Source organism: Corynebacterium tuberculostearicum (assembly GCF_046097465.1).
GTDB classification, from domain to species: Bacteria; Actinomycetota; Actinomycetes; order Mycobacteriales; family Mycobacteriaceae; genus Corynebacterium; species Corynebacterium tuberculostearicum_I.
Window position 1 is genome coordinate 878,542 of the sequence record NZ_CP175799.1, and the last position, 20,905, is coordinate 899,446.

16 protein-coding genes and 4 pseudogenes are annotated in these 20,905 nt (G+C 56.3%); 7 read left to right on the forward strand and 13 right to left on the reverse strand.

All coding sequences use genetic code 11. The features are described from left to right. Positions 1-307 precede the first annotated feature (307 nt). Both ACKFRX_RS04245 and ACKFRX_RS04250 read left to right on the forward strand, forming a co-directional pair. Complete coding sequence (locus ACKFRX_RS04245; protein ID WP_150851200.1) at positions 308-544, forward strand: ribbon-helix-helix protein, CopG family; 237 nt, start codon at positions 308-310, stop codon at positions 542-544. Beyond that, positions 528-791: a type II toxin-antitoxin system RelE/ParE family toxin gene (locus tag ACKFRX_RS04250; protein WP_150851199.1), complete on the forward strand. Its 264-nt coding sequence runs from the start codon at positions 528-530 to the stop codon at positions 789-791. Before ACKFRX_RS04245 ends, ACKFRX_RS04250 begins: the two co-directional genes overlap by 17 nt. A 98-nt stretch (positions 792-889) precedes the next feature. On the opposite strand, the gene ACKFRX_RS04255 is transcribed toward ACKFRX_RS04250, so the two are convergent. Together ACKFRX_RS04255 and ACKFRX_RS04260 are read right to left on the reverse strand one after the other, a co-directional pair. Continuing rightward, on the reverse strand, positions 890-1,141 hold the full coding sequence (locus tag ACKFRX_RS04255) for a Clp protease N-terminal domain-containing protein (protein WP_080970062.1): 252 nt from the start codon (positions 1,139-1,141) through the stop codon (positions 890-892). A gap of 1,369 nt (positions 1,142-2,510) precedes the next feature. Continuing rightward, positions 2,511-3,875, reverse strand: a complete 1,365-nt coding sequence (locus ACKFRX_RS04260; RefSeq protein ID WP_200436336.1) for an MFS transporter — start codon at positions 3,873-3,875, stop codon at positions 2,511-2,513. Positions 3,876-4,053: 178 nt separating this feature from the next. Between ACKFRX_RS04260 and ACKFRX_RS04265 the strand changes: the two genes are divergently transcribed. Continuing rightward, positions 4,054-4,848, forward strand: coding sequence for a helix-turn-helix transcriptional regulator (locus tag ACKFRX_RS04265; protein WP_023025228.1), 795 nt, complete (start codon positions 4,054-4,056; stop codon positions 4,846-4,848). On the opposite strand, the gene ACKFRX_RS04270 is transcribed toward ACKFRX_RS04265, so the two are convergent. Further along, positions 4,849-6,095 (reverse strand): IS3 family transposase gene (locus ACKFRX_RS04270; protein WP_200436337.1). Its coding sequence is split into 2 segments (ribosomal slippage): positions 4,849-5,771 and positions 5,771-6,095, totalling 1,248 coding nucleotides; the frame shifts between segments, so codons are not numbered across the junction. Between the two features lie 72 nt (positions 6,096-6,167). Here ACKFRX_RS04270 and ACKFRX_RS04275 point away from each other — a divergent pair. Further along, positions 6,168-7,249: pseudogene (locus ACKFRX_RS04275) on the forward strand (IS3 family transposase); the annotation flags it as partial. An 803-nt stretch (positions 7,250-8,052) separates the two neighbouring features. Here the strand turns inward: ACKFRX_RS04275 and ACKFRX_RS04280 are convergent. The 5 genes and pseudogenes from ACKFRX_RS04280 to ACKFRX_RS04300 all read right to left on the reverse strand — a co-directional run bounded on the left by ACKFRX_RS04280 (position 8,053) and on the right by ACKFRX_RS04300 (position 11,838). Beyond that, the gene (locus tag ACKFRX_RS04280) at positions 8,053-8,565 is read right to left on the reverse strand and encodes a hypothetical protein (RefSeq protein WP_147761269.1); all 513 of its coding nucleotides are present in this window, start codon (positions 8,563-8,565) and stop codon (positions 8,053-8,055) included. A 263-nt stretch (positions 8,566-8,828) separates the two neighbouring features. Further along, a protein-coding gene (locus tag ACKFRX_RS04285; protein WP_100619247.1) for an IS3 family transposase occupies positions 8,829-10,054 on the reverse strand; the annotation gives its coding sequence in 2 pieces (ribosomal slippage) (positions 8,829-9,775 and positions 9,775-10,054; 1,227 coding nt in all). 93 nt (positions 10,055-10,147) lie between these two features. Then, positions 10,148-10,459 (reverse strand): annotated as a pseudogene (locus tag ACKFRX_RS04290) (replication initiation protein); the annotation flags it as partial. Positions 10,460-10,984: 525 nt separating this feature from the next. Further along, on the reverse strand, positions 10,985-11,251 hold the full coding sequence (locus ACKFRX_RS04295) for a hypothetical protein (RefSeq protein WP_150851485.1): 267 nt from the start codon (positions 11,249-11,251) through the stop codon (positions 10,985-10,987). Beyond that, positions 11,248-11,838, reverse strand: coding sequence for a ParA family protein (locus ACKFRX_RS04300; RefSeq protein ID WP_150851486.1), 591 nt, complete (start codon positions 11,836-11,838; stop codon positions 11,248-11,250). The genes ACKFRX_RS04295 and ACKFRX_RS04300 overlap by 4 nt, the downstream gene beginning before the upstream one ends. A 422-nt stretch (positions 11,839-12,260) precedes the next feature. Between ACKFRX_RS04300 and ACKFRX_RS04305 the strand changes: the two genes are divergently transcribed. Then, positions 12,261-12,794, forward strand: a complete 534-nt coding sequence (locus ACKFRX_RS04305; RefSeq protein ID WP_150851487.1) for a hypothetical protein — start codon at positions 12,261-12,263, stop codon at positions 12,792-12,794. A gap of 515 nt (positions 12,795-13,309) precedes the next feature. Here the strand turns inward: ACKFRX_RS04305 and ACKFRX_RS04310 are convergent. Further along, positions 13,310-14,535: pseudogene (locus ACKFRX_RS04310) on the reverse strand (IS3 family transposase). Positions 14,536-14,799: 264 nt separating this feature from the next. Here ACKFRX_RS04310 and ACKFRX_RS04315 point away from each other — a divergent pair. Next, positions 14,800-15,471 carry a DUF6880 family protein gene (locus ACKFRX_RS04315; protein ID WP_408919088.1) on the forward strand — a complete coding sequence of 224 codons (672 nt, stop codon included), beginning with the start codon at positions 14,800-14,802 and terminating at the stop codon, positions 15,469-15,471. Here ACKFRX_RS04315 and ACKFRX_RS04320 read toward each other — a convergent pair. From ACKFRX_RS04320 to ACKFRX_RS04330, 3 genes and pseudogenes are all read right to left on the reverse strand, one after another. After that, positions 15,468-16,090, reverse strand: a pseudogene (locus ACKFRX_RS04320) (DUF3239 domain-containing protein). The gene ACKFRX_RS04315 and the pseudogene ACKFRX_RS04320 overlap by 4 nt on opposite strands. Continuing rightward, entirely contained in the window at positions 16,087-17,712 is a 1,626-nt protein-coding gene (locus ACKFRX_RS04325; RefSeq protein WP_408928162.1) for a DNA repair helicase XPB, read from the reverse strand. The pseudogene ACKFRX_RS04320 and the gene ACKFRX_RS04325 overlap by 4 nt, the downstream one beginning before the upstream one ends. Continuing rightward, positions 17,709-19,724 (reverse strand): helicase-associated domain-containing protein, encoded by a 2,016-nt coding sequence (locus tag ACKFRX_RS04330; RefSeq protein ID WP_408928163.1) that lies wholly within the window; start codon positions 19,722-19,724, stop codon positions 17,709-17,711. Before ACKFRX_RS04330 ends, ACKFRX_RS04325 begins: the two co-directional genes overlap by 4 nt. A 66-nt stretch (positions 19,725-19,790) precedes the next feature. Between ACKFRX_RS04330 and ACKFRX_RS04335 the strand changes: the two genes are divergently transcribed. Beyond that, positions 19,791-19,976, forward strand: coding sequence for a hypothetical protein (locus ACKFRX_RS04335; protein ID WP_023022020.1), 186 nt, complete (start codon positions 19,791-19,793; stop codon positions 19,974-19,976). Between the two features lie 99 nt (positions 19,977-20,075). Here ACKFRX_RS04335 and ACKFRX_RS04340 read toward each other — a convergent pair whose 3' ends face one another. Further along, a complete protein-coding gene (locus ACKFRX_RS04340; protein WP_049360602.1) occupies positions 20,076-20,705 on the reverse strand; it encodes a resuscitation-promoting factor Rpf1 domain-containing protein in 630 nt (209 codons plus the stop codon). Positions 20,706-20,905 lie beyond the last annotated feature (200 nt).

Sequence of the window (20,905 nt, forward strand, 5' to 3'; positions counted from 1 at the left end):
ATTTTTACATTTAGACGAGATGTATAAAACGCATACCCCATTAAACAATCACGGACAGCCGCACTGAGACCTTCGTGTAGTTCTACCTGCGGGTTCTAGATTAATCAAGGAATGAGAGACGCCCTGCAAGCGTGATATGCGCGTTCTCCACCATGCGTGTGAAAGGGGGAGTACAGTTCTGCGAAGGCGCTTTGGGGGGCCGAAGGGGGTTTCTTGGAAAAGGGGACATTCCTAGCGTGGTGGACTTTACTTTGAAAAATAGCGCTACAGGTGTACAAATCGTTTCACCTGGTGTAAACATGTTTACATGAGTGGATCGGTAATTAGCTTGCGCGTTGATTCCAAGCAAAAGGAGCGCCTTGATGCGCTTGCTTCTCGAACAGGGCGATCTGGGGCGTTTTATCTTCGCAAGGCTCTTGATTCCTATTTAGATCAACTTGAGTACGTATACATTCTTGAAGCAGAAGCTGAGGCAGCTCGACGCGGCGAGCTAGAGACAATTTCGCTCCAGGAACTAGAGGACGAGTGTGGCTTGGTCGATTAGGTTTACTCCGCGTGCTGCGAAATCTTTCCGGAAGCTTGATAAGCCTGTACAAAAACACATCAGTAAGTTTCTCCGCGAGGTAGCAGAGCTAGACGATCCACATGTACGCGGTAAGGGACTTGTTGGAGACAAGTCCGGCTTGTGGCGGTGGAGAGTAGGAGACTACCGAGTAATTTCCTCTATCCACGAAGACACCGTAATCATTAACATCATCGATGTCGGCCACCGGCGCAATATTTACCTATAGACACACCGCCTACAGCCGCCACTCCTGCCATTCCTTGGGTGGAGTCTAATGCTTTGGTGGCGAAGTTAGTGGCGATCATGTTTTGATCAATGATCAAATTAGTTTTTACGTGGAAGAAAAGAAGCGCGATTAGTCGGTTGTTTATATCCTTCCTTTTCTAAGTAGGAGGATAGATTTCTCCGGAACATGTCAGCATCATATTCAGCGTCAAGAACTTGATAAGGAATTGAGTCCTCATCTTGTAGGAGAGCTAGTTGCAGATGCTCGGCGCCTATTTTGTCTACACCAGCTTGTTCTGCGATTGAAGCGGCAACCGCGAAGCATTCTTGTGCCCTAGGTGTTAGTTCCATGGTTAAGTTAATTTTCTACTGTAATACAGTTTCGCTCCACTCCCAGTACGGATCCTTGAAAATGGGGTTTATGTGCCTGCACGACCAGAATCGTCGTCCTCCCTCGGCGTCTTCGGTTTCAACCATTTCCCCATCGTTGGATGGACCACACTCTTTTTTGGGCGTGCCGTCTGGATGTCCATCGACCTTTGTCCACCCATAAGGGATTGCAGCTACTGGTTGAGCAGAAGATAGGGCAGGTTCTGCAGCAACAGCTGAATTCGGAGACAAGAGAAGGAAAGCTGCCATTGAAGCGGTGATTAAATTGCGGACTTTCACACTGGCCACCTCGACTAGGCATCGTAGTTAAGTTGCTCGCCTTCAATGCTAATGGCAAAGGAACTGAGATTCATCAATTAAGCAATAAGTAGTAAGTTTGCGCAGGTGCTTTAGGTAAAAGGAACTCGCTTCGAAGGGTGCCGCCTTTGTTTGTCTTGCTGGGGTTAGTCGTTGAGAACGATCGAGACTGGAGGGCCGTAGAGCGATGCTTGACGTAGGTCGATCGTGGAGTAAAACTCGTATTCCTTGTTCAGCGTGGCGTCTGCGAGGTTGCCTCTTACTGCGGCGTCCTACTCCCCGCTATAGCGTGCCAAGATGAACCCGGTTGCGCATGCCCAGGCTTCGGCGCGAGTCCTGAAGCATGGAGTGGTGAAGTACTCCTCATTGGTGGTGGGGTTGAAAATAACTGCTGTCGTCACAGTGGTCCTTTCTCTCGGTGTGACTCTTTTAGTGTATGAGCGCTGTGTGCATACCCCGGTGGGCTGAGGAGCATAGGTGACTACGAAAAGGGACTGCTCTCTTTTGCGCGTGCGCGCCCTAACGTTTTGAGCGCGCTCTGTTGCTCATACTGGTCAGGCAATGCGCCGGCGCATTGCCTGACACAAGCGACCTGCTATCTGGTCACCGGTGTTCATACTCTCTGACCATGGCCTATGGTCGCTGGCGCGCCTAGTTTCATGGTACAAAGCCCTAGGCGACTGGCCTCAGGGCTACAAGCCTTGCAGCGCGCCTCGGCTGCCTATGCATGAGAACGAAACTCCTGGAGCGTCCAGGAAAGACGCGCTCCGGAGCGTTCCTCGCCGAGACAGACCCGTACAGTGTCATTAGTTCGCCGGTGGTTTGCCCCAGTCAGGGCGCTTGGTTAGGTGCCACGACCCGCACGAGGGCATTCGTAGATCCGCAGCGGCCCTGCCCGTCGCGACCGTTTCAGTGCTACATGCACGGCGTCATCATAGTGCTCGTGTTCGCGTTTACCAGTTTCGGAGCACAGTACGCGTTCGACTGGCGGCTTCTTCGACCTCCTCCGATGGTGCTTCATCACACAATGATTCTAAACTTCAGGTGTAACTGGCTCCTGTAGGTGACTGATGATGGTGGCAGCAACTACGAGCGCTGCGGCACCGAAGACTCCACCGGCGACCGCGACGGCTGTGTGGAAGCCTGTGAGGAACGCTCCACTGGCGACCATTACGCCGAGGACTGCGACGCCGACGACGCTGCCGGTCTGGCGGGCGGCATTGATGACTCCTCCTGCAATGCCGACATGTTCCGGCGGGGCCGAGGCCACTGCGGCCGAGGTCGCGGCCGGCATCGCGAAGGCCATCCCGAATCCAGCCGTGAAGGTCAACACCGCGACCACCACGTAAGGGGTTTCTGCGGTGAGCAGCACGAGGCTGCTGAAGCCGATCGTGCCGACTACCAGGCCGGTGAGCATGGTGGGGAACGCGCCCCACCGGGCGACGGCACGGCCGCCCAGCGGTGACGCGATCACGGCGCTGCACGCCTGTGGTGCCAGCGCGAGGCCTGCCAGCCACGGCTCGTATCCCAGGTACTGCTGGAAGAAGAGGGAGAGCACGAAGAGTTGTCCGAAGAAGCTGATGTTGAGCGCGAGCCCTACCATTGCGGCCACGGAGAACCGGGCACGAGTGAACAAGGCCATCGGCAGCATCGGGTCCGGGTGTCGTCGCTCTGCGATGATGAACAGGGCGAGGAAGACGCCCCCGGCGATCAGCGCGGCTACCTGCCAGGGTGACCATCCGTGTTCGCCTGCGGTGATGACTGCATAGGTTACTGCCACCAGCGTGAGCATGGAGAGCACCTGTCCGGGTAGGTCCACCCGTCTCGCGCGACTGCCCGTGAGCGCGGGAATTGCCCACAAGGTGAGCAGACAGCCGATAGCGACGATGGGGAGGTTGACCCAGAACACCGCCCGCCACCCGATCGTCGACACCAGCGCTCCGCCCAGGACCGGTCCGATCGCGGCGGCAACACCTCCTGCGCCGCCCCACAGCCCGATGGCGCGTGCTCGTTCCTTCGGATCGTCGTACACAGCCGACAGCAATGCCAGAGAGCCCGGCACGATCGCTGCCGCGCCCACGCCCTGGACGGCGCGACCAGCGACGAGGAACCCGCCTGTGGGAGCGAGGGCGCACACGGCCGAGAGCACAGCAAAGACCACCAGGCCAGCGAGGTAGACCCTGCGGGCCCCGAGACGGTCGCATGCGGCCCCAGCTGTGAGAAGGAACGCGGCGAACACGAGGGTGTAAGCGTCGACGACCCACTGCAGTGAGCCCACCGTCGTGTCGAGGTCAGTGCCGATCTCGGCGAGGGCGACATTGACGATGGTCGTATCGAGCATGACGATGAAGAAACCGAGGAGGGTCGCGACCAGCGCCGTGAGCCGATGCGCGGTCATACGCGAGACTCCAGCGAAGCCTCGGCGGGCGGGTGGCCGAAGTAGGTGCGCTTGCTCAGGTCTTGATCCCAGGTCCGGTAGGACCGGTCCAGCAGTGTCGGCAGCACCAGATCGAAGTGCCCGCGTAGCCGTTGGCGGTCCCCGTTCATCGCGATCGCTCCCTTCGCCTCCTGATGCAATGAATCTGGTGAGTTCAGACTACGCCTGCGATTGTTCGGTCGTCACCGAACAGTTCCGGGTGCACACTGGAGGCATGGTTGCGCGCGTGTTTCCTGAAGCGGTCCCGGATATCTCGACAGTCGCGTCGGCTCTGGCTGACTCGTCGCGGGCGGCCATGTGTGCTGCGCTCATGGACGGGCGGGCCTGGACGGTTGGTGAACTGGGCAGGTACGCGGGCCTGGCCCGGTCGACGGCGAGCGAGCATGTTGACGTGCTCGTCACCCACGGTCTCGTCCACGACATTCGGCAGGGCCGGCACCGCTACATTCGCCTGGCCGGGGAAGACATCGCACGAGTGGTCGAGAGCCTTGGCGTGGTCGCCCGCTCGCCCCTGCCCACTCCTCACAGCCTCAGCGCGTCACGGGCGAATGCGAACCTACGTGAAGGCCGCACCTGTTATCAGCACCTCGCCGGTAAGCTCGGGGTGCGCCTGGCTGAACAACTGGAAGAGCACGAGTTCATCGACTCGCACTGTCAGGTCACTAATCAAGGTCATCGCTTGTTCATACAGTGGGGTGTGCCCCCGAAGATGCTCGACACGGGCAGGTCGTGCATGGACTCCACCGAACGCCGCTTCCACCTCGCCGGCCCTCTCGGCACGGGAATCTGCAAGACTCTGCTGGATAAGGAATGGCTTTCCCGCAGGGGTCGTACCCGGGCCGTGCGTCTCACTCCCGCCGGGCGGGCAGCGCTCAACGACGCGGGGATCTCCCTCAATGGGCCCGAACCCCGGAAAGTGGACACGGGGATTTAATCACGATGCGATAGTAAGTGTAGCTAACCCGGCGTCTTCGAAGGCGTTCGGTGAGCGGTAACCGCACCATGAATACAATCGTTTGGTGTTGTACCGCGTGCACCACCGAAACACATCCTGGCGGCAGGCCAACTGACTAGTGAAAACAGACTCATCCTGCAGGACTTCCCGCTTCAACGAGGCGTTGAACGACTCCGCCAACGAGTTGTCCGCACTCGTCCCGATCGCGCCCATCGACTGGGTGACACCGAAGCGCACGCATAGTCTCCGGTACTGATCAGAGGTATAAACACTGCCGTGATCCGAGTGGAAGATCGCCCCGTCTAGGCTCCCGCGAACCTTCCGGGCCATCGTCAGGGCTTCTTCAACCAACTCGGTGCGCATGTGATCAGCGATCGCAAACCCCGTCAACTGCCGCGAATAGCAGTCGATAACCGTGGCCAGGTACATATTCGACCCGTCCGCGATCGGCAGGTACGTGATGTCGCCGACGTAGACCGCGTTCGGCCTGTCCGCAGTGAACCGGCGTTGCAGCAGATCCGGAAACCTCGGGGCCCGTTTACTCGACGTCGTCGTTTTCACCCGGCGTTTCCTGGTGAAACCAAAAAGGCCCATCTGCCGCATCAGCCGGGCGGTGCGCTTGTGATTGAGACGGCCGCCCTTGCCCCGGTCGTTGACGGGATCGGAGTTGATCGCCGCAGTCACTCGTTTCGCGCCGTAGCAGCCGTTCTCGGCGTTGAAGGTGGTCTTGATCTGCGCTCCCAGCACCGCGTCATCGACGAGGCGTTGCCGGCGAGCAGGGGCAGCTGATTTCCAGGCGTAGTAAGAGGACCGATTGATTTTCAGGACCTGGCATAACCGCTTGACCTCGTAGAGGTCTCGATGGTCGTCAACGAACCGGAAGCGGTTCACCAGTTCGTCTCTTCCGCGAAATACTTGGCCGCCTTACGAAGGATTTCTCGTTCCTCGCGGAGTTTGGCGTTTTCGCGTTCCAGTACGCGGATGCGCTCGGCGTCCGACAGTCCTGAGGCAGCGGTGGCGGAGTCCGACGCGGCGATGAGGCTGGCGACTTTCTCACCGTTGGCATTGGTTTTGGTGCGTGTGCCGAAGGCATCGAGCCAGCTGCGCAGCGAGTTGCGGTTGACCCCGAGATCGGAGGCGATCGCGTTGATCGTTGCTCCGGGAGTCGACTCGTACAACGAGACTGCGTCACGCTTGAACCGCTCGGTGTAGGTCTTGCGTGGCATGGTGGAAAGGTACCTCACTTCCCCAGCGACATGCTGGTTTCAGCGTGTCCACCACCAGGGGGTCAGGTCCCACTTTATTCCTGGCTTAAGCAGTACGGCACCGGCAAACGTGCCCACTCGAAAAACATGCGTGATAAAGCTCAGGCGACGACTGATTCTGAGCGGATCCGCCAGCTAGAAAACGAAAACGCAAAGCTGCGTGAAGAACGCGACATCCTGCGCAAGGCCGCGAAATATTTTGCCGAAGAGACACGCTGGTGATCCGCTTCCAGTTTGTCTATGACCACCGAACCGAGTACTCGGTTAAGCGGATGTGCCACGTGTTAAAGCTCAATCGTTCCTCGTTTTATAAGTGGGTGCAAACCCGCGAAAAGCGCAGGTTAAAGATGTGTTCCGATGCCCTTATTGGTGCAAAAATCAAGACCACTTTTGATGATGAGCACGGGCTTTATGGTGCTAAACGCATCGCTGCGAGCCTCAACAGTGATACGGATTTCGGCCCGATCAATCACAAGAAGGTCGCACGCATCATGAAATCCATGGGGCTTAAAGGCTTTACCAAGCGCCGCCGATGTGTCACTACCAGGCGTAAGCCTGGTCACCGCGTCATGCCAGATTTAGTGGGCCGCAAATTCACCGCTGACAGGCCAAACCACGTCTATGTTGGCGACATTACGTACCTGCCGTGTAAGGGTGGCAAAAACATGTACCTTGCCACGGTCATCGACGTCTACTCTCGCAAACTTGTCGGTCATGCACTCGCCGATCACATGCGGGTATCGCTGGTTATCGAAGCTTTGTCTCATGCCAGAAAGGTCCGCGGAAGCCTTAAAGGGGCAATTTTCCATTCCGATCACGGCAGTGTGTACACCTCACAGGCATTTAGGGACCACTGCGCTCAGCTTGGTGTGCGTCAATCCATGGGAGCAGTGGGAACGAGTGCCGATAATGCCCTAGCAGAATCCTTTAACGCCACCTTAAAGCGTGAAGTACTGCGTGATAGGAAACTCTTTGAAAGTCCAATCAGCTGCCGCCAGGAAGTCTTCCGATGGTGCATGCGCTACAACACGCGCAGACGGCACTCCTGGTGCAACCTTCTAGCCCCCGATGACTTCGAGGCGCTTAATTCAGCTACACTGACCCAAGCAGCATAGCTAACCCCCGACGTGTCTACTTTCCGGGGGCCAGGCCCACCAAATCTATTGATTTGGGCGGCAGCCCAACGAGCCGTCAGGCGAGGCGGGAGCATAAACCGTAACCCGTAGTGAACGGTTTTGTTGGTTGATCGGCTGGGGATATAGATCTACAGGGATATAGTTATAAGCCACCTGGGAAAATAGAGAAACCCGCAGGTAAACCCCTGTGGGTAACTAGCCCTTTAACGGTAAATATGCGCAGCTTGCTTTTGGGGTAAAAAGAAAGCGCCCCGGAGGGCGCTAGTCTTTCGTGTTCGGTTTAGTCGAGTTCGGGGCGTGGTGGTTTCTGTTGAACTGATGGGGCGGTTTTAGTGACTGTCACACCGTTCGTGTCTGCTGTAATGCCGGCGTTGGGCCATGCGGTAGTGAGCTCAAGAATGGATTTCTTTATTTCATTACAGAAGTTTCTTCGTGCGTACCAGAGAGCCTCCTGCCGCTGCAACAGCTAGCGTAGCTACTAGCGCGGGAAAATACACATCCTGTGTGAGTAAAAAATCATGTACAAAGATTGCGATGCTAAAGCAGAGTCCAATCCACATTGTGAATAAACCAAACCGGCGTATTCCCCGTTGCTGAGCTTTTCGATCTAATCTTTGTCTCTCTGGAAGGAGAACAAGCAGCAAGGCACCAATGACTGCGATTCCAATACTCAAAGGAAGTTGGCGAAAAAACGCGAAAACACATGTTAGTGCTGACACTATTATGCCGAGTTCTATTCGAGTGACGTGCATGATCTCTTTTCCAAAATTAAGCACTTGCTTTTAGCACTGGCTGCCCACAAGAGCGAAGAAAGCATCGACTCCATAAGCCCAAATAGCGGCGGCTAGTGCTGCCCCTGCAGGTCCCTCGGCTGCGATTATTCCCGCTGCTGCTGTCCAACCGACATGATGAATTATTCCTACTGCCCAAAGTAGCATCGCACAAGGCACCGAGGACCAATTAAAATATGGAGTAACAACAGGTTTTCCCTGTTCCGAATTTCCTCGCGTATTTGGAATCTTAAATGTTTGTTCATTGTTGTTTTCATCGATTACGGTCGCTGTGCCTGCAGCTTTATCAACCGTGACTTGATATTGATGATCTGGGGTCGATACTTGGAATTGACTTCCTGAAAGCCTTTGAATCTTAGAGCCTTCGGAAAATAAAGTATCTTCAGAATTCTTGGGCACAGATTGATGCTTTGACTGAGCTGTCATAGGAGCCGGTGTCGCGTGAGCCTCTACGCCGGTAAAACTAAGGAGTGCGGCAACCAAAAACGCCACGGTTTTTCTCATTGTTTTCCTTTCTAAAGGTGATGTCCACAAACATTTTTGATTTTAGATCTAGTTAGGAAAGATAAGAAGAGAGCAAACTTACAATGTGATAATGAACTAAATTCAGAGTTTTTACACTGTTGAGTTGCCAGTTACTGAGAGCTGTTTATTTGGGTGAGTACTTTTAGGTTCTAAGTAGGGAAGTCTCATATCACGGGTGGGGCGTTTTGGTGGCAACCAAATCTATTGATTTGTGAAGCGTCCTGGGTTTAGTTCCGCTTCTTTTACGGCCCTGTGTTGATGGGCTGGGTGAGATAGTACTCGGTTTCTACTTCCTGTGGGGTGGCGTAGTCCAATGCTTCGTGAAGTCGCTTAGTGTTCCACCAATGCACCCACCGCAAGGTGGCCAGTTCGACTTCTCCGACCGACGTCCACGGGCCCTGGGCATGAATCAGTTCCGCCTTGTAGAGACCGTTGACTGTTTCGGCTAGTGCATTGTCGTAAGAATCGCCGATTGTTCCCACACTCGGGCGGATTCCTGACTCAGCTAGCGCGGTGGAATACTTCAGTGACACGTACTGGCTGCCCCGATCGCTGTGGTGAATTAGTTGGTTTCCATGGATTCGTCCTGCAGTCGTTAACGCATGTTCCAATGCCTCCATGGGCAGCGCATCGGTGCGCATTGTCGAGCGTGTAGCAACACCAACAATTTTTCGGCTGAAGACATCCACGACAAACGCGGTGTAGGCGAATCCTGACAGGGTGCGAACGTAGGTAATGTCGGCAACCCAAAGCCTGCCTGGTGCCTGCGCACGGAAGTTTCGGCGCACTAGGTCCGGGCGATGATCCGGTGTCTTCGGGCTTACCGTTGTTATTGGGGTTCGCCCACGTCTGCGGCCAGAAACACCTGCAAGTTTCATCAGACGTGCGGTCTTGTCGCGACCAATATGAAAGCCTTCGCGGTTCATCGCGTGCCACATTTTGCGGATGCCGTAGACCGAGAAATTCTCCGCATGCACACGCTGTATCTCTGGGATGAGCAGGCTATCGCTTAAGGCTCTTGCGCTGGGAACACGTGTGGTGGCTTTGCGGTAGCCGCGTGAAGTAATGAATCCACGATCTGCTTGTTTAAGGACTCGGCAGATGGCCTCGACCCCAAATTGATCTTTGTACGCGTCGATGTAGGAGATCATTTGGTCGTGGGTCGGTCGAGTTCCGCTGCGAAAAAAGCCGAAGCAGTTTTAAGAATCCCGTTTGCTCGTTTCAGTTCGCGGTTTTCGCGGCGCAGACGCCTGAGTTCTTCTTCCATTGTTTCGCCGCCTGAAGCGTCAGAATTATCGCGTACTGAGGCGCTGTCACGGTACCAGGCCCGCAACGTGTGGTGAGATACTCCAAGCAGCTCACCGACCTCTGTGTAGGCGCGTTGCAGTGAGCAAGACTCCAGGCGGACCATTTCGATGATCTGATGGACCGCCTTCTCCTTGAACTCGACGGAATACTTTCTAGGCATAGTTCAATCCTTCCTTAGCTGAGGTAGGAACTAAACCCAGGACGCTTCAACCGGGCTGGATATCAGGTGTCTACCTAACGGGGGCCAGGTCCCACCTAGTACGCGTGTGGTTGCTGCCAGCAACTTCATCTGCGCTGATTTACCACCCCGGTCAGCGTAGACGGGATCAATAAGCCAAATGAACTGAGCTTTCCCGTTAGTCGGGTTGATTCCCACCCAAGCCGGCCCGATGGTGTGCGAAATAAGTGAGCGCACCACACTACGTACATAAGGGTTTAAGTCTGCGGGGTCACCACCGGCTGTTCCTATCTGGTCAACGTCAACAACCAGGACGGCGGCATACTGCTTACTGGTAAGCATGACGTACTCGCACCGTCCTAAAGCCTCAGTGTCGAAGCGATACATGCGCGGCGAGTTCGTACCGTCAGCATTACGCATATAAGACTTGGAAAAATCCCGTCCAACAGACCCGTGGAGCACCTCGCGGCCTAAATGCGCGCGGAGCAAGTCGCGGTCACTGGCGGATGCTGGGGTGTTATCCAGCCCGCCACGATCTGGTTCGACACGGGTAGGTGTTTTAATGTGCGCGTTTTGCGCGTAAGCCTGTAGACTCATGGCCATGCTTTCTCCCAGAGATGAGCTGGGTGATAAGCGAAAGTCACTGGGTTGCCGCCCGGTGGCTTTCTTCGTTTTCACTGTCTCCCACCGACTCTAAATGACACCAGTGTCATTTAGTAGTCATGACACGCGAAAAATGTGCCTTTTACCTGCAGTTACGCATGGCTTTCCATGTGTAACTGTTTTCGTCTGCAGATCTACTTCCCCATTTTCTCGTGCGCATATTTACCGTCACTGCGGTGGGGATGACGCATATGGAACTGCTGGGTTTACAGGAATACATCTTTACATAACCTGTATTCCTGTAAACCCTTATTTATTGTTGCGCACGTATTCTTCGAGGTAGTTGCTGACAATCTCGCGTATGGTCACTCCTTTTTGCGCGGCGATGACTTTGAGTTCTGAGTGAAGTTCTCGGTCAATTTCGACGGTCATCTTCTTGACGTAGTCGCGGCCGGTGGGTTGGTGGAATGCACCTCGTACTGTTTTCTTCTCCACTGCCGGGGTCGGCTTTGCGGTTTTCTTTGTCGAGGTTCGCGGGCCTTGCTGTGCTCTGGCGCGTTCTTTGCTGGTGCTCATTTCATCATCTCCATGAGTTCGTCTGCGACCTGTTCATAGCCGTGCATGTCTGGGCCTGGGCAGTAACCGAAGGCTAGGTGCATGTCCTCGCGTAGCGGTATTTCGGTTTTAAAGTGGGGCATTTGTTCTGCATCAAGCGCTTCTCGTGCAGCATCAAGGGCACTGGTGCCTTTCCTGGCAAACGTCAGCAGGACTGCATGTGGTGTTCCGCTAACTGCGTCGCGCAGTTCCCACACGCGGGAAAGGTCAGCGGCAGCAGAACGGGTCGGAAGAATGATGAGGTCACTGACAGCGATTGCTGCTTCGATAGCGTTCTCGTCTCCTGGCGGTACATCGATGAACATGAACTCATCGTCTCCGACGAGTGCTGCTTGCCTATCAACGCGCTTGGGAATGGACAGCTCGACCTCAAACGGTAAAGGGTCGCCTCCGTCTTCCGCGCGTTCCGACCATTCCAGAGCTGAGCCCTGTCGGTCTAAGTCTGTGACTGTCACGGTCTTTCCTCGGTGGGCGAAAACCGTAGCGAGAAACATCGTTGTAGTGGTCTTGCCAACGCCACCCTTGACGTTAATGGCAGTAATGATCATGGCTTCTCCTAGATAAACAAATCCTTACATCTGTCACTTTACATATTTACAGCTATACACTTCTACATTTATACAGGTTAATCTACAGATTAGAAGCAGGGTACAAAAGAGCATCCTGAAGGCTAAATTTCCATAGTCTGGCCCGTCCAAATAAACAGGGATCTGACACTCGTCGAAAAATGGTCAGGATCGAACAGGTCATGCCAAAGGAGTTCAGAGAACATATCCTCAGTAAAGGATCTGTCAATAGCCCACAAGCGCCAAGCAAGCCAACAGCTAAAGGAGACCCTTTCCTAGGTAAACCTACTCAATCCCTGAGTTTTACACGATATTTCAGATAGAAAAATAGTAAATCTCTATGTAATATTTATGCTTGCAGGTACTAAACGCTTGCTTCACCACTCCAGCCCCCGAAAGAGAAGATGATGAAATTTAAAAAGCCCCTCTGGGGAGCATCTCTGGTTGTCCTCACCGCCTTTTCCGCAGTTCCTAATGCAGTTGCGTCTACCGAACCAACCGTTCGTGCCGCCGCTGATTCTGCTTCCGAATCAGTAACTGAGGAATCGATGCAGGAGCTAATTAGCTACGTTGATTCACTTCCTGAAGACGTGGTTAGGGAAAAGAACGACAGGGATCTTGCCTCCTATATCGCTAGCCATGCCCCGAAAGAGTACTTCCCTCCCGTCACCACCTATAATGCCTGGGAATGTGCAGGAGCCATCACCCTAATCATTGCCGGCACAATAGTTCCAATATCGAAAGCGGTTAAGATCGCTAAGCTTGTACGCGGATTGGGCGGCGCAAGCAAAGTCGGCAAAGCAATATCAGAGGCTGGTGGCATCAGGAAGATCGTGGCCACTAAGGGGGCCTCCATTAAGGCTGAGTCTATGAAAAATGGCTTACTCTCCCTAGCCGCAGAGCTAACGGGAATCGGCACTGCGCAAGAGAAGTGCTAAAAGTACTCCATGAAGAAAGCTTCAACATATATAAGTATTGCGCTTTGCATAATATGCATCGTGTTGGCGATAGCCCACGTTGGCTTCCCTACACTTTCCCTTGTTGTACTAGCTCTAGCATTTCTTACTAGTGTTATTGGAGATATTCCGAACAAGAGCAAGCGCTGAAGTAAGGGAATCTACTTCTTACTAGGTAGTAGTTTCCAAAGGTAAACATATGAACAACAAATAGCTCCTCGACTCCCCTTGAGGAGCTATTTTTCATTTCCTGAGTAACCCTTTAAATAGAATAACCTGTGGTTGCACACTGAAAGAATAGCCAAGTTCTAATAGAACATTGGATCTAGTTCAATCGCGTAAAAGTATGCCTTGAACAGGATTTCACTATTTTGGAGAATGGATTACCCTCGTTCTTTGTATTCTATCTCATCTTCCGCTTGCCTAATCCATCGGGCAAGCGTTGGCTGCGATATGTTTAGTCGCTTTGAAGCGTCCTGGGTTTAGTTCCGCTTCTTTTACGGCCCTGTGTTGATGGGCTGGGTGAGATAGTACTCGGTTTCTACTTCCTGTGGGGTGGCGTAGTCCAATGCTTCGTGAAGTCGCTTAGTGTTCCACCAATGCACCCACCGCAAGGTGGCCAGTTCGACTTCTCCGACCGACGTCCACGGGCCCTGGGCATGAATCAGTTCCGCCTTGTAGAGACCGTTGACTGTTTCGGCTAGTGCATTGTCGTAAGAATCGCCGATTGTTCCCACACTCGGGCGGATTCCTGACTCAGCTAGCGCGGTGGAATACTTCAGTGACACGTACTGGCTGCCCCGATCGCTGTGGTGAATTAGTTGGTTTCCATGGATTCGTCCTGCAGTCGTTAACGCATGTTCCAATGCCTCCATGGGCAGCGCATCGGTGCGCATTGTCGAGCGTGTAGCAACACCAACAATTTTTCGGCTGAAGACATCCACGACAAACGCGGTGTAGGCGAATCCTGACAGGGTGCGAACGTAGGTAATGTCGGCAACCCAAAGCCTGCCTGGTGCCTGCGCACGGAAGTTTCGGCGCACTAGGTCCGGGCGATGATCCGGTGTCTTCGGGCTTACCGTTGTTATTGGGGTTCGCCCACGTCTGCGGCCAGAAACACCTGCAAGTTTCATCAGACGTGCGGTCTTGTCGCGACCAATATGAAAGCCTTCGCGGTTCATCGCGTGCCACATTTTGCGGATGCCGTAGACCGAGAAATTCTCCGCATGCACACGCTGTATCTCTGGGATGAGCAGGCTATCGCTTAAGGCTCTTGCGCTGGGAACACGTGTGGTGGCTTTGCGGTAGCCGCGTGAAGTAATGAATCCACGATCTGCTTGTTTAAGGACTCGGCAGATGGCCTCGACCCCAAATTGATCTTTGTACGCGTCGATGTAGGAGATCATTTGGTCGTGGGTCGGTCGAGTTCCGCTGCGAAAAAAGCCGAAGCAGTTTTAAGAATCCCGTTTGCTCGTTTCAGTTCGCGGTTTTCGCGGCGCAGACGCCTGAGTTCTTCTTCCATTGTTTCGCCGCCTGAAGCGTCAGAATTATCGCGTACTGAGGCGCTGTCACGGTACTAGGCCCGCAACGTGTGGTGAGATACTCCAAGCAGCTCACCGACCTCTGTGTAGGCGCGTTGCAGTGAGCAAGACTCCAGGCGGACCATTTCGATGATCTGATGGACCGCCTTCTCCTTGAACTCGACGGAATACTTTCTAGGCATAGTTCAATCCTTCCTTAGCTGAGGTAGGAACTAAACCCAGGACGCTTCAGCCCAATACCTCACACACCAACAACAACGAACAGAAAGGAAGACCTCCAAAGGGTAGGGGACGCCGTTAAAATGGGCTGACAGCCTACCGAGGAGGCCGAACTGATGAGCTCACTGGCTGCCATCGCCTTGCCATTTTTTCAGAGTAGGACCCGATCCTTTCTTGATGAGGATCGGGCAGCTAGACGTGCACTGAAAATGCAAGATGGAATTGGCGTGCTCGATTTTGCCGTGGAGGACCCTTCGGAGGATCCAGCCCAAGTATTCTCGGTTGTGCAAGAAGCGCTGGAGATTGCCGTAGATGTGATAGCCAATGCGGATGACTCACTTGGTATGTTAAGTGAGGTTGTTGAAGAGCTTATCGAGCTCCACGCTAAGAGCGCACAGCGCGCCAAGCCTGCGCCAAGGGAGCTGGCCGAGTGGTTCATTGATTTCCATGAGAGCAACGAGGTTGATTACTTCGATCTTGACCCTGTTGCATATTCAACGGTCCTCGGAGAAGACGGCCTGGCTCGGGTGCGCGCTTGGGCGGAAAACGCAGATGTTATCCGCCGTAAGTATATGGAGAAGCGCTTTGCGGTTTTAGATCAAGACGTCGAAGCAATTATTCGTACACACTTGGCTGAGGGTAGCTACGCGGTTTATTTCGAAGAGGCAGCTAAAGCCTTAGAAGAAATCGGTGAGTATGACGCTGCGTGGGAGTACGCGAAGCGTGGTACCGAATCTGAACCAGATTGGCAGGCGCGGTCCTGCGGGCAATTCTGGGTGGAACTAGCGAGGGATCATTTCCCCGAAAGGGAGGAAGAGGTCGCCCAGATAGTTCTCAACAAGTGGCCGGACCCGCTCCTAGAAGTAATGCTGTATCCAGAAAGGTTTGTGGAGCCCTAGAGAACTAGAAGGTCGAACTTCGTGGCCTTCACGTCGGACAGGCGCTTGCGGGCGCGCTCGAGGCGCTGCCATTCCTCCTGGGGGATGGACTTTCGGGCAATGGTGACGGTTTCGGCGTCAGGGGTGCCCCATGCGATGGGCATAGGGGTGATTTGCTGCCAGTGGTTGTTGTCCGCGCGGCCGGACACAGCGGCGACGGGAACCTTGGTGCCTACGGTGCGCTGAGTGCCGGGAATAGCGGTCACGGTGCGCAGGCAAGCGGCCCAGCGGGGAGGCAGGGAAGGATCCACATTGGTATTGACTAGGGCGAGCAGGACCATGTCGCGTTCGTTGACCTCAGCGATGACAGCCGGAGCAAGGGGATAGGAGTCATAGAGCTGTTGGGCGGTGCCAACTTTACGTGCGGCGGCGAAGCCGACGATAGCCACCATGATTCCGAAAAGGATCATGCCGAGGCCGATGGTAATGCCCAGGAAAATCCCCACCAGATGGCCGCGCCGCCGATGATGAGCAGGATGCCCAGCACGAGGCCGGAGATGCGAAGGCGGTTGGAATCGCGCAAGAGCTCGTTATTGGCCTTGGCAAAGGACTCGTCTACGTCGAACTTGAAGATTTTCATTGTTCCAAGTCTAGTGCGTCGATAAGCCGGTAGGCATATCCCTGCTCGGCGAGGAAGCGCTGGCGGTGCACGGCGTAGTCCGCGTCGAGGCTATCGCGGGTGACCAGCGAATAGAAGAGGGCTTCCTCTTCCTTGGGGCGAAGCAGCCGGCCGAGGCGTTGGGCCTCTTCTTGGCGGGAGCCGAAGGTGCCGGAGACCTGGATGGCTAGGGCGGCTTCGGGGAGATCGATGGAGAAATTGGCGACCTTGGACACCACCAGAACGGGAAGGCTGCCATCCCGGAATTGCTGGAAGAGGCGTTCGCGCTTAGCAGTGGAGGTGGAGCCATCGATTACGGGGGCGTCAAGATGCGCGCCGAGTTCTTTGAGCTGGTCGACGTAGCCGCCGATGATAAGCGCCTGCTGTGGGTGGCGGTCGAGAATCTTGTCCACCGCTCGCAGCTTGGCGGCAGCCTGGGCAGCGATACGGTAGCGGTCGCGAGGTTGGGCGGTGGCATAGAGCATGCGCTCCTCGTCGTCCATGTCTACGCGGACTTCGATGCACTCGGCGGTGGCGATATAGCCGGCCATCTCGAGCTCTTTCCACGGGGCATCATAGCGCTTGGGCCCGATGAGGGAAAAGACATCACCCTCGCGGCCGTCCTCGCGCACGAGGGTGGCGGTGAGCCCTAGCCGACGCCGCGACTGAAGATCCGAAGTCATACGGAACACCGGCGCGGGCAGGAGGTGGACCTCGTCGTAGATGATGAGACCCCAATCACGGGAATCGAAGAGCTCGAGGGCGCGGTATTCGCCTTTGGTTTTACGCGTGACCACCTGGTAGGTGGCAATGGTGATGGGCTTGATTTCCTTCTTCTCGCCGGAGTATTCGCCGATTTCATTTTCCGTCAGCGTGGTGCGGCGCAGGAGCTCGTCGCGCCATTGGCGGCCGGCGACGGTATTAGTGACCAAGATGAGCGTGGTGGATTCCGCCTTGGCCATGGCTGCCGCACCGACGATGGTTTTGCCAGCACCGCACGGCAGCACCACGACGCCAGAGCCGCCGGACCAAAAGGCCTCGGTGGCGTACTGCTGATAATCGCGCAGTTGCCATCCATCATGATTGAGGGCGATAGGGTGGGACTCGCCATCGACGTAGCCGGCGAGATCCTCTGCCGGCCAGCCTGCCTTGAGGAGGGCTTGCTTGAGTCGGCCGCGCTCGGAGGGCGGGACGGCGATGGAATGCTCGTCGATGCGAGAGCCAAGGAGCTTTCCGGTTGCGCCGCGGGAGAGTTCTTCCAGGATAGGTGGCTCTTCGGACTCGAGAATGAGGCCGTGGGCTGGGTGGGCCTGGAGGCGGACGCGGCCGTAGCGGGACATGGTTTCGGCGACGTCGATAAGCAGGGCTTGGGGGACCGGAAAGCGCGAGTAGTTTTCGAGGACGTCGACGACCTGCTCGGCGTCGTGTCCGGCCGCGCGGGCATTCCACAGCGCGAGCGGCGTGATGCGGTAGGTGTGCACGTGCTCGGGGGCGCGCTCCAACTCCGCAAAGGGAGCGAGCGCGGCGCGGGCCTCGGCGGCCTGGGCGTGATCCACCTCGAGCAGGACGGTCTTATCCGACTGCACAATTAATGGTCCATTCATGGCTCCAGCGTAACGGAGGTGATCCGGTGCAAGGGAAATCGGATAGTGGAGCCATCGGCCGCGCGGGCGTCGATTTGCCCACCCGCGACCGTCAGCGGGGTAACGGTGCGGTGCTTTTCGTTGCCGTTCTTATCCGCATAGCCAATAGTGATCGGCCGGGCAGTGCGTGCGGCGGCGTGGACTATATCGAGGCTGGGAGTGGCAGGCGCGGAGTCATCGCGCAGGTTGCGCATGGCCTTCGCAATGTCCGGGGAAGCGGTAGCTCGACGCGCGGTGGGGGTCGGCAGGGCGGCTGGTTCCGGCGCAACCGTGAGGCTCGCGCCGTTGTGGTCCTCGGCCGCGGGAGAAAGACCGTGATCGCGCAGCCGCTCCAGCAGGTCGTGTACCGGCAATTGGGACACCGCGACGGTGGGCGCGAGCAGTCGCAAAGGCGCGGCCTTGAGCGCAATCTGCAGGAGGGCTGGGTCCTCGCTGCGCAGGTAGGACAGTGCAGGGCCGGAGCGCAGGGTGCCATGGCGCTTGGCGACGTCCCCAATATGGAACTCCAGCGTCTGCGGCACCTCTCCATGGGCCGCGAAGAAGGCGTGGATTTCCTCCCCAGTCATTCCGCGATCAAGGCCGCGGCGCAGGGAAGCGTCCGAGATGCGGTAGACACTGGCCAAGCCGGGGGATTCAAGGTCCGCGACGGATTCGAGTCGTTGGTGGGTCTCTGGATCGAGCGGGCCAGGAACCAATACGGTCATATCTGCCTGGATTAAGAAATAGTCAACCGCATCTGGGGTCAGGCGGGCGGCGGCCTCGGGGCCCTCGATAAGCACGCTGGTGGGGCGATCGAGGGCGATTGCGCCGATCCACTCGGCTTCCGCGCGGAGATCGGCGATAGTCTTGTCCGCGGTATGCGTGGCAAAGAGCGGGAAGTGGAAGCGGAGGGATTCTTCGAAGGTGGGTTTCGCTCCGCGCAGATAGACCTGCAGGACCTTTTCCCTAAAGCTCGGCAGGCGGTCATTGGTGTGCGCCAGCGTGCGGCCTTCGTTGGTCCATGTGGAGGTTGTCCATGACTCGAGCAGGAGCTGCCATTTTTCGGCGAGGTTCGCATCGAGCCAGGTTTGGGCGAGTTCTGTCGGGGCGAGGAAATTGCCCTCCATGTTTTTCGGCTCGCCGCGGCTTAGCAGGCGAGCGCTCATGCCCAGGCCGATGAGGCGGCGCAGCTCCTGCTCATCGAGGTGGAGAGTTTTGCTCAGGTTGGTGAGCTGGCGAACGCCCACGGTCTTGTCCTTGAGGAGTTCTATTGGACGTGCCCCCAGCGAGTCAATGACACGCTGCATGCCGCGCACCGTGGATAGGCCTGCTGCGGTGCCAGCATCATCGGCCTTGGAATCAGGAGCGGGGGATTCGGTGATTCCCTCCACAGGGATAGGCGCGGTGGCTTTGCCGTTCAGCGCAAGGTGGACGGCGCGCGGCAGGCGGACGGTGGTTGAGTCAACGCGGTGGAGCAGCTGCTTGGCGATGAGCCGCGGGATCGGCCGGGTCGGATCCGCATCAACGGCTGCGTCCCGCGTGGTGCCGAGGCCATTGGACCGGGACAGGGTCTCGAGGACCTTGCGCTCTTCAGCTGGCAGCTCGGCGATGTCTTCCGGGCTTACTCGGATTTGTTCGAGGAGGGACCAGTCCGTAGGTAGGGCAGGCATGACCTCAGGCGGAATAAGGACGTTGCCGTATGCTAGTCCGCGCTCCTTGAGCTGGCGGGTGATCTCTGGATGCAGGTTTTCTACCTCCTCGAGCTCTCCACCACGGCGCGCGATGTCCTCGATTTCCGCGAGCAGCTCCGCAGAACAGTCCATGAGGGCTCGCGCGATAGAGGTGCGCAAAAGTAGCCGAGTGGCAAGAGCGGCGATACTTGGGGGTAGTGGATTGAGCACATCCGGTCGGTTGCGGAGGACTGTTGCCAGCTCTTCTTCCTCAAGGGAGGCAAGCCACGTGCGGAAATGCGGAAGATGGGAAGACTGAGTCATGATGACTTCCCAGTTTAGCTATCGATTGAGTTACGTTTTTGCGCAAGGTTTGAAATAATGGGGACTATGTCGAATGAGAAGAAGGGTCACGTTTCCCCGGCTTGGCCGAAGAACGAAAATCGCGAGCACGCAATCACGGAAATCTCTGCGCCTTTTGCTGGTGCATCCAGCCCCTACGGCGATGATCTGATTTTGCCGATGCCGGCAGAGAAGCTGAACTACGTTCACCCTTATACTCGCATCAACCGCTAAAGCATTCCCCCGCCTCGGTGCGGGGGAAGATTTGTATCTAGCGTTCCCTCACGCAGAAAAGGCCCCTTGCGCATGCAAGGGGCCTTTCGTCGCTGTGTCTTAGCGGGTGATGTTCTCAATCATCTGCGCAATCGGGTCGATGACGTTGCGGTTGGCAGAGTAGAAGTTGTTGAAGTCGTGGCGGTTAGCCTTGTACAGCTCGGTGAACTGCGGAGGCAGAGCCAGGCCGTAGGAGTTAGCGGCGTTCTTGATGGTGTTGTACAGGGCATCAACGGCCAGTTCGTCGGACTTCTGGGCAGCAGCCTGCTTAACCGGAGCCGGTGCCTGGGCCGGAGCCTTAGGTGCAGCGGACGGAGCGGTGCGCTGGGTAGGAGCGGAGTTCAGGCCTAGGGAAGCGGAGCAAGCCGGCCATGCGCCCCAGCCCTGGGAAGCAAGCACGCGCTCAGCAACAACGATCTGCTGCTCGCGGGAAGCCTGGTCAGCGGTAGCTGCGAACTCGCCGCCGCCATTAGCCTGCCAGGTCTGCGGGTTGAACTGCAGTCCGCCGTAGAAGCCGTTGCCGGTGTTGATGTGCCAGTTGCCGCCGGCCTCGCACTGTGCCAGGCGGTCCCAGTCGGAATCCGGGGCAGCAGATGCGGTTGGTGCCATGATGGCAGCAGCGGCGCCGAAGGCGACGGTGCCGGCGGTGAACTTAGCGGCCATGCGGTTCTTAGCGGAGTGGCGTCCCATGTAGTTAGTCCTCTCTGTGTGCCCGCATTAAGTGCAAAGAATATGTACCAAAAAGAAAGGGCGGGCGAGGGCAACTTTCTTAACGGCTCTTAAATGTCTGGGGGACAGCGTAGCGGTTTATAACGAAAGTGTCACGTTATGGGCACTAAATGGGAAAGGAATGGGGCGAATGTGGCGCGTGCGAAGGCATTTGTGCAGGT

Coding starts and splice junctions, on each gene's coding strand:
- ACKFRX_RS04245 (WP_150851200.1), top strand. CDS start 308: ATGAGTGGATCGGTAATTAGCTTGCGCGTTGATTCCAAGCAAAAGGAG.
- ACKFRX_RS04255 (WP_080970062.1), bottom strand. CDS start 1,141: ATGGAACTAACACCTAGGGCACAAGAATGCTTCGCGGTTGCCGCTTCA.
- ACKFRX_RS04260 (WP_200436336.1), bottom strand. CDS start 3,875: ATGACCGCGCATCGGCTCACGGCGCTGGTCGCGACCCTCCTCGGTTTC.
- ACKFRX_RS04265 (WP_023025228.1), top strand. CDS start 4,054: ATGAATCTGGTGAGTTCAGACTACGCCTGCGATTGTTCGGTCGTCACC.
- ACKFRX_RS04280 (WP_147761269.1), bottom strand. CDS start 8,565: ATGAGAAAAACCGTGGCGTTTTTGGTTGCCGCACTCCTTAGTTTTACC.
- ACKFRX_RS04295 (WP_150851485.1), bottom strand. CDS start 11,251: ATGAGCACCAGCAAAGAACGCGCCAGAGCACAGCAAGGCCCGCGAACC.
- ACKFRX_RS04300 (WP_150851486.1), bottom strand. CDS start 11,838: ATGATCATTACTGCCATTAACGTCAAGGGTGGCGTTGGCAAGACCACT.
- ACKFRX_RS04305 (WP_150851487.1), top strand. CDS start 12,261: ATGATGAAATTTAAAAAGCCCCTCTGGGGAGCATCTCTGGTTGTCCTC.
- ACKFRX_RS04325 (WP_408928162.1), bottom strand. CDS start 17,712: ATGAATGGACCATTAATTGTGCAGTCGGATAAGACCGTCCTGCTCGAG.
- ACKFRX_RS04330 (WP_408928163.1), bottom strand. CDS start 19,724: ATGACTCAGTCTTCCCATCTTCCGCATTTCCGCACGTGGCTTGCCTCC.
- ACKFRX_RS04335 (WP_023022020.1), top strand. CDS start 19,791: ATGTCGAATGAGAAGAAGGGTCACGTTTCCCCGGCTTGGCCGAAGAAC.
- ACKFRX_RS04340 (WP_049360602.1), bottom strand. CDS start 20,705: ATGGGACGCCACTCCGCTAAGAACCGCATGGCCGCTAAGTTCACCGCC.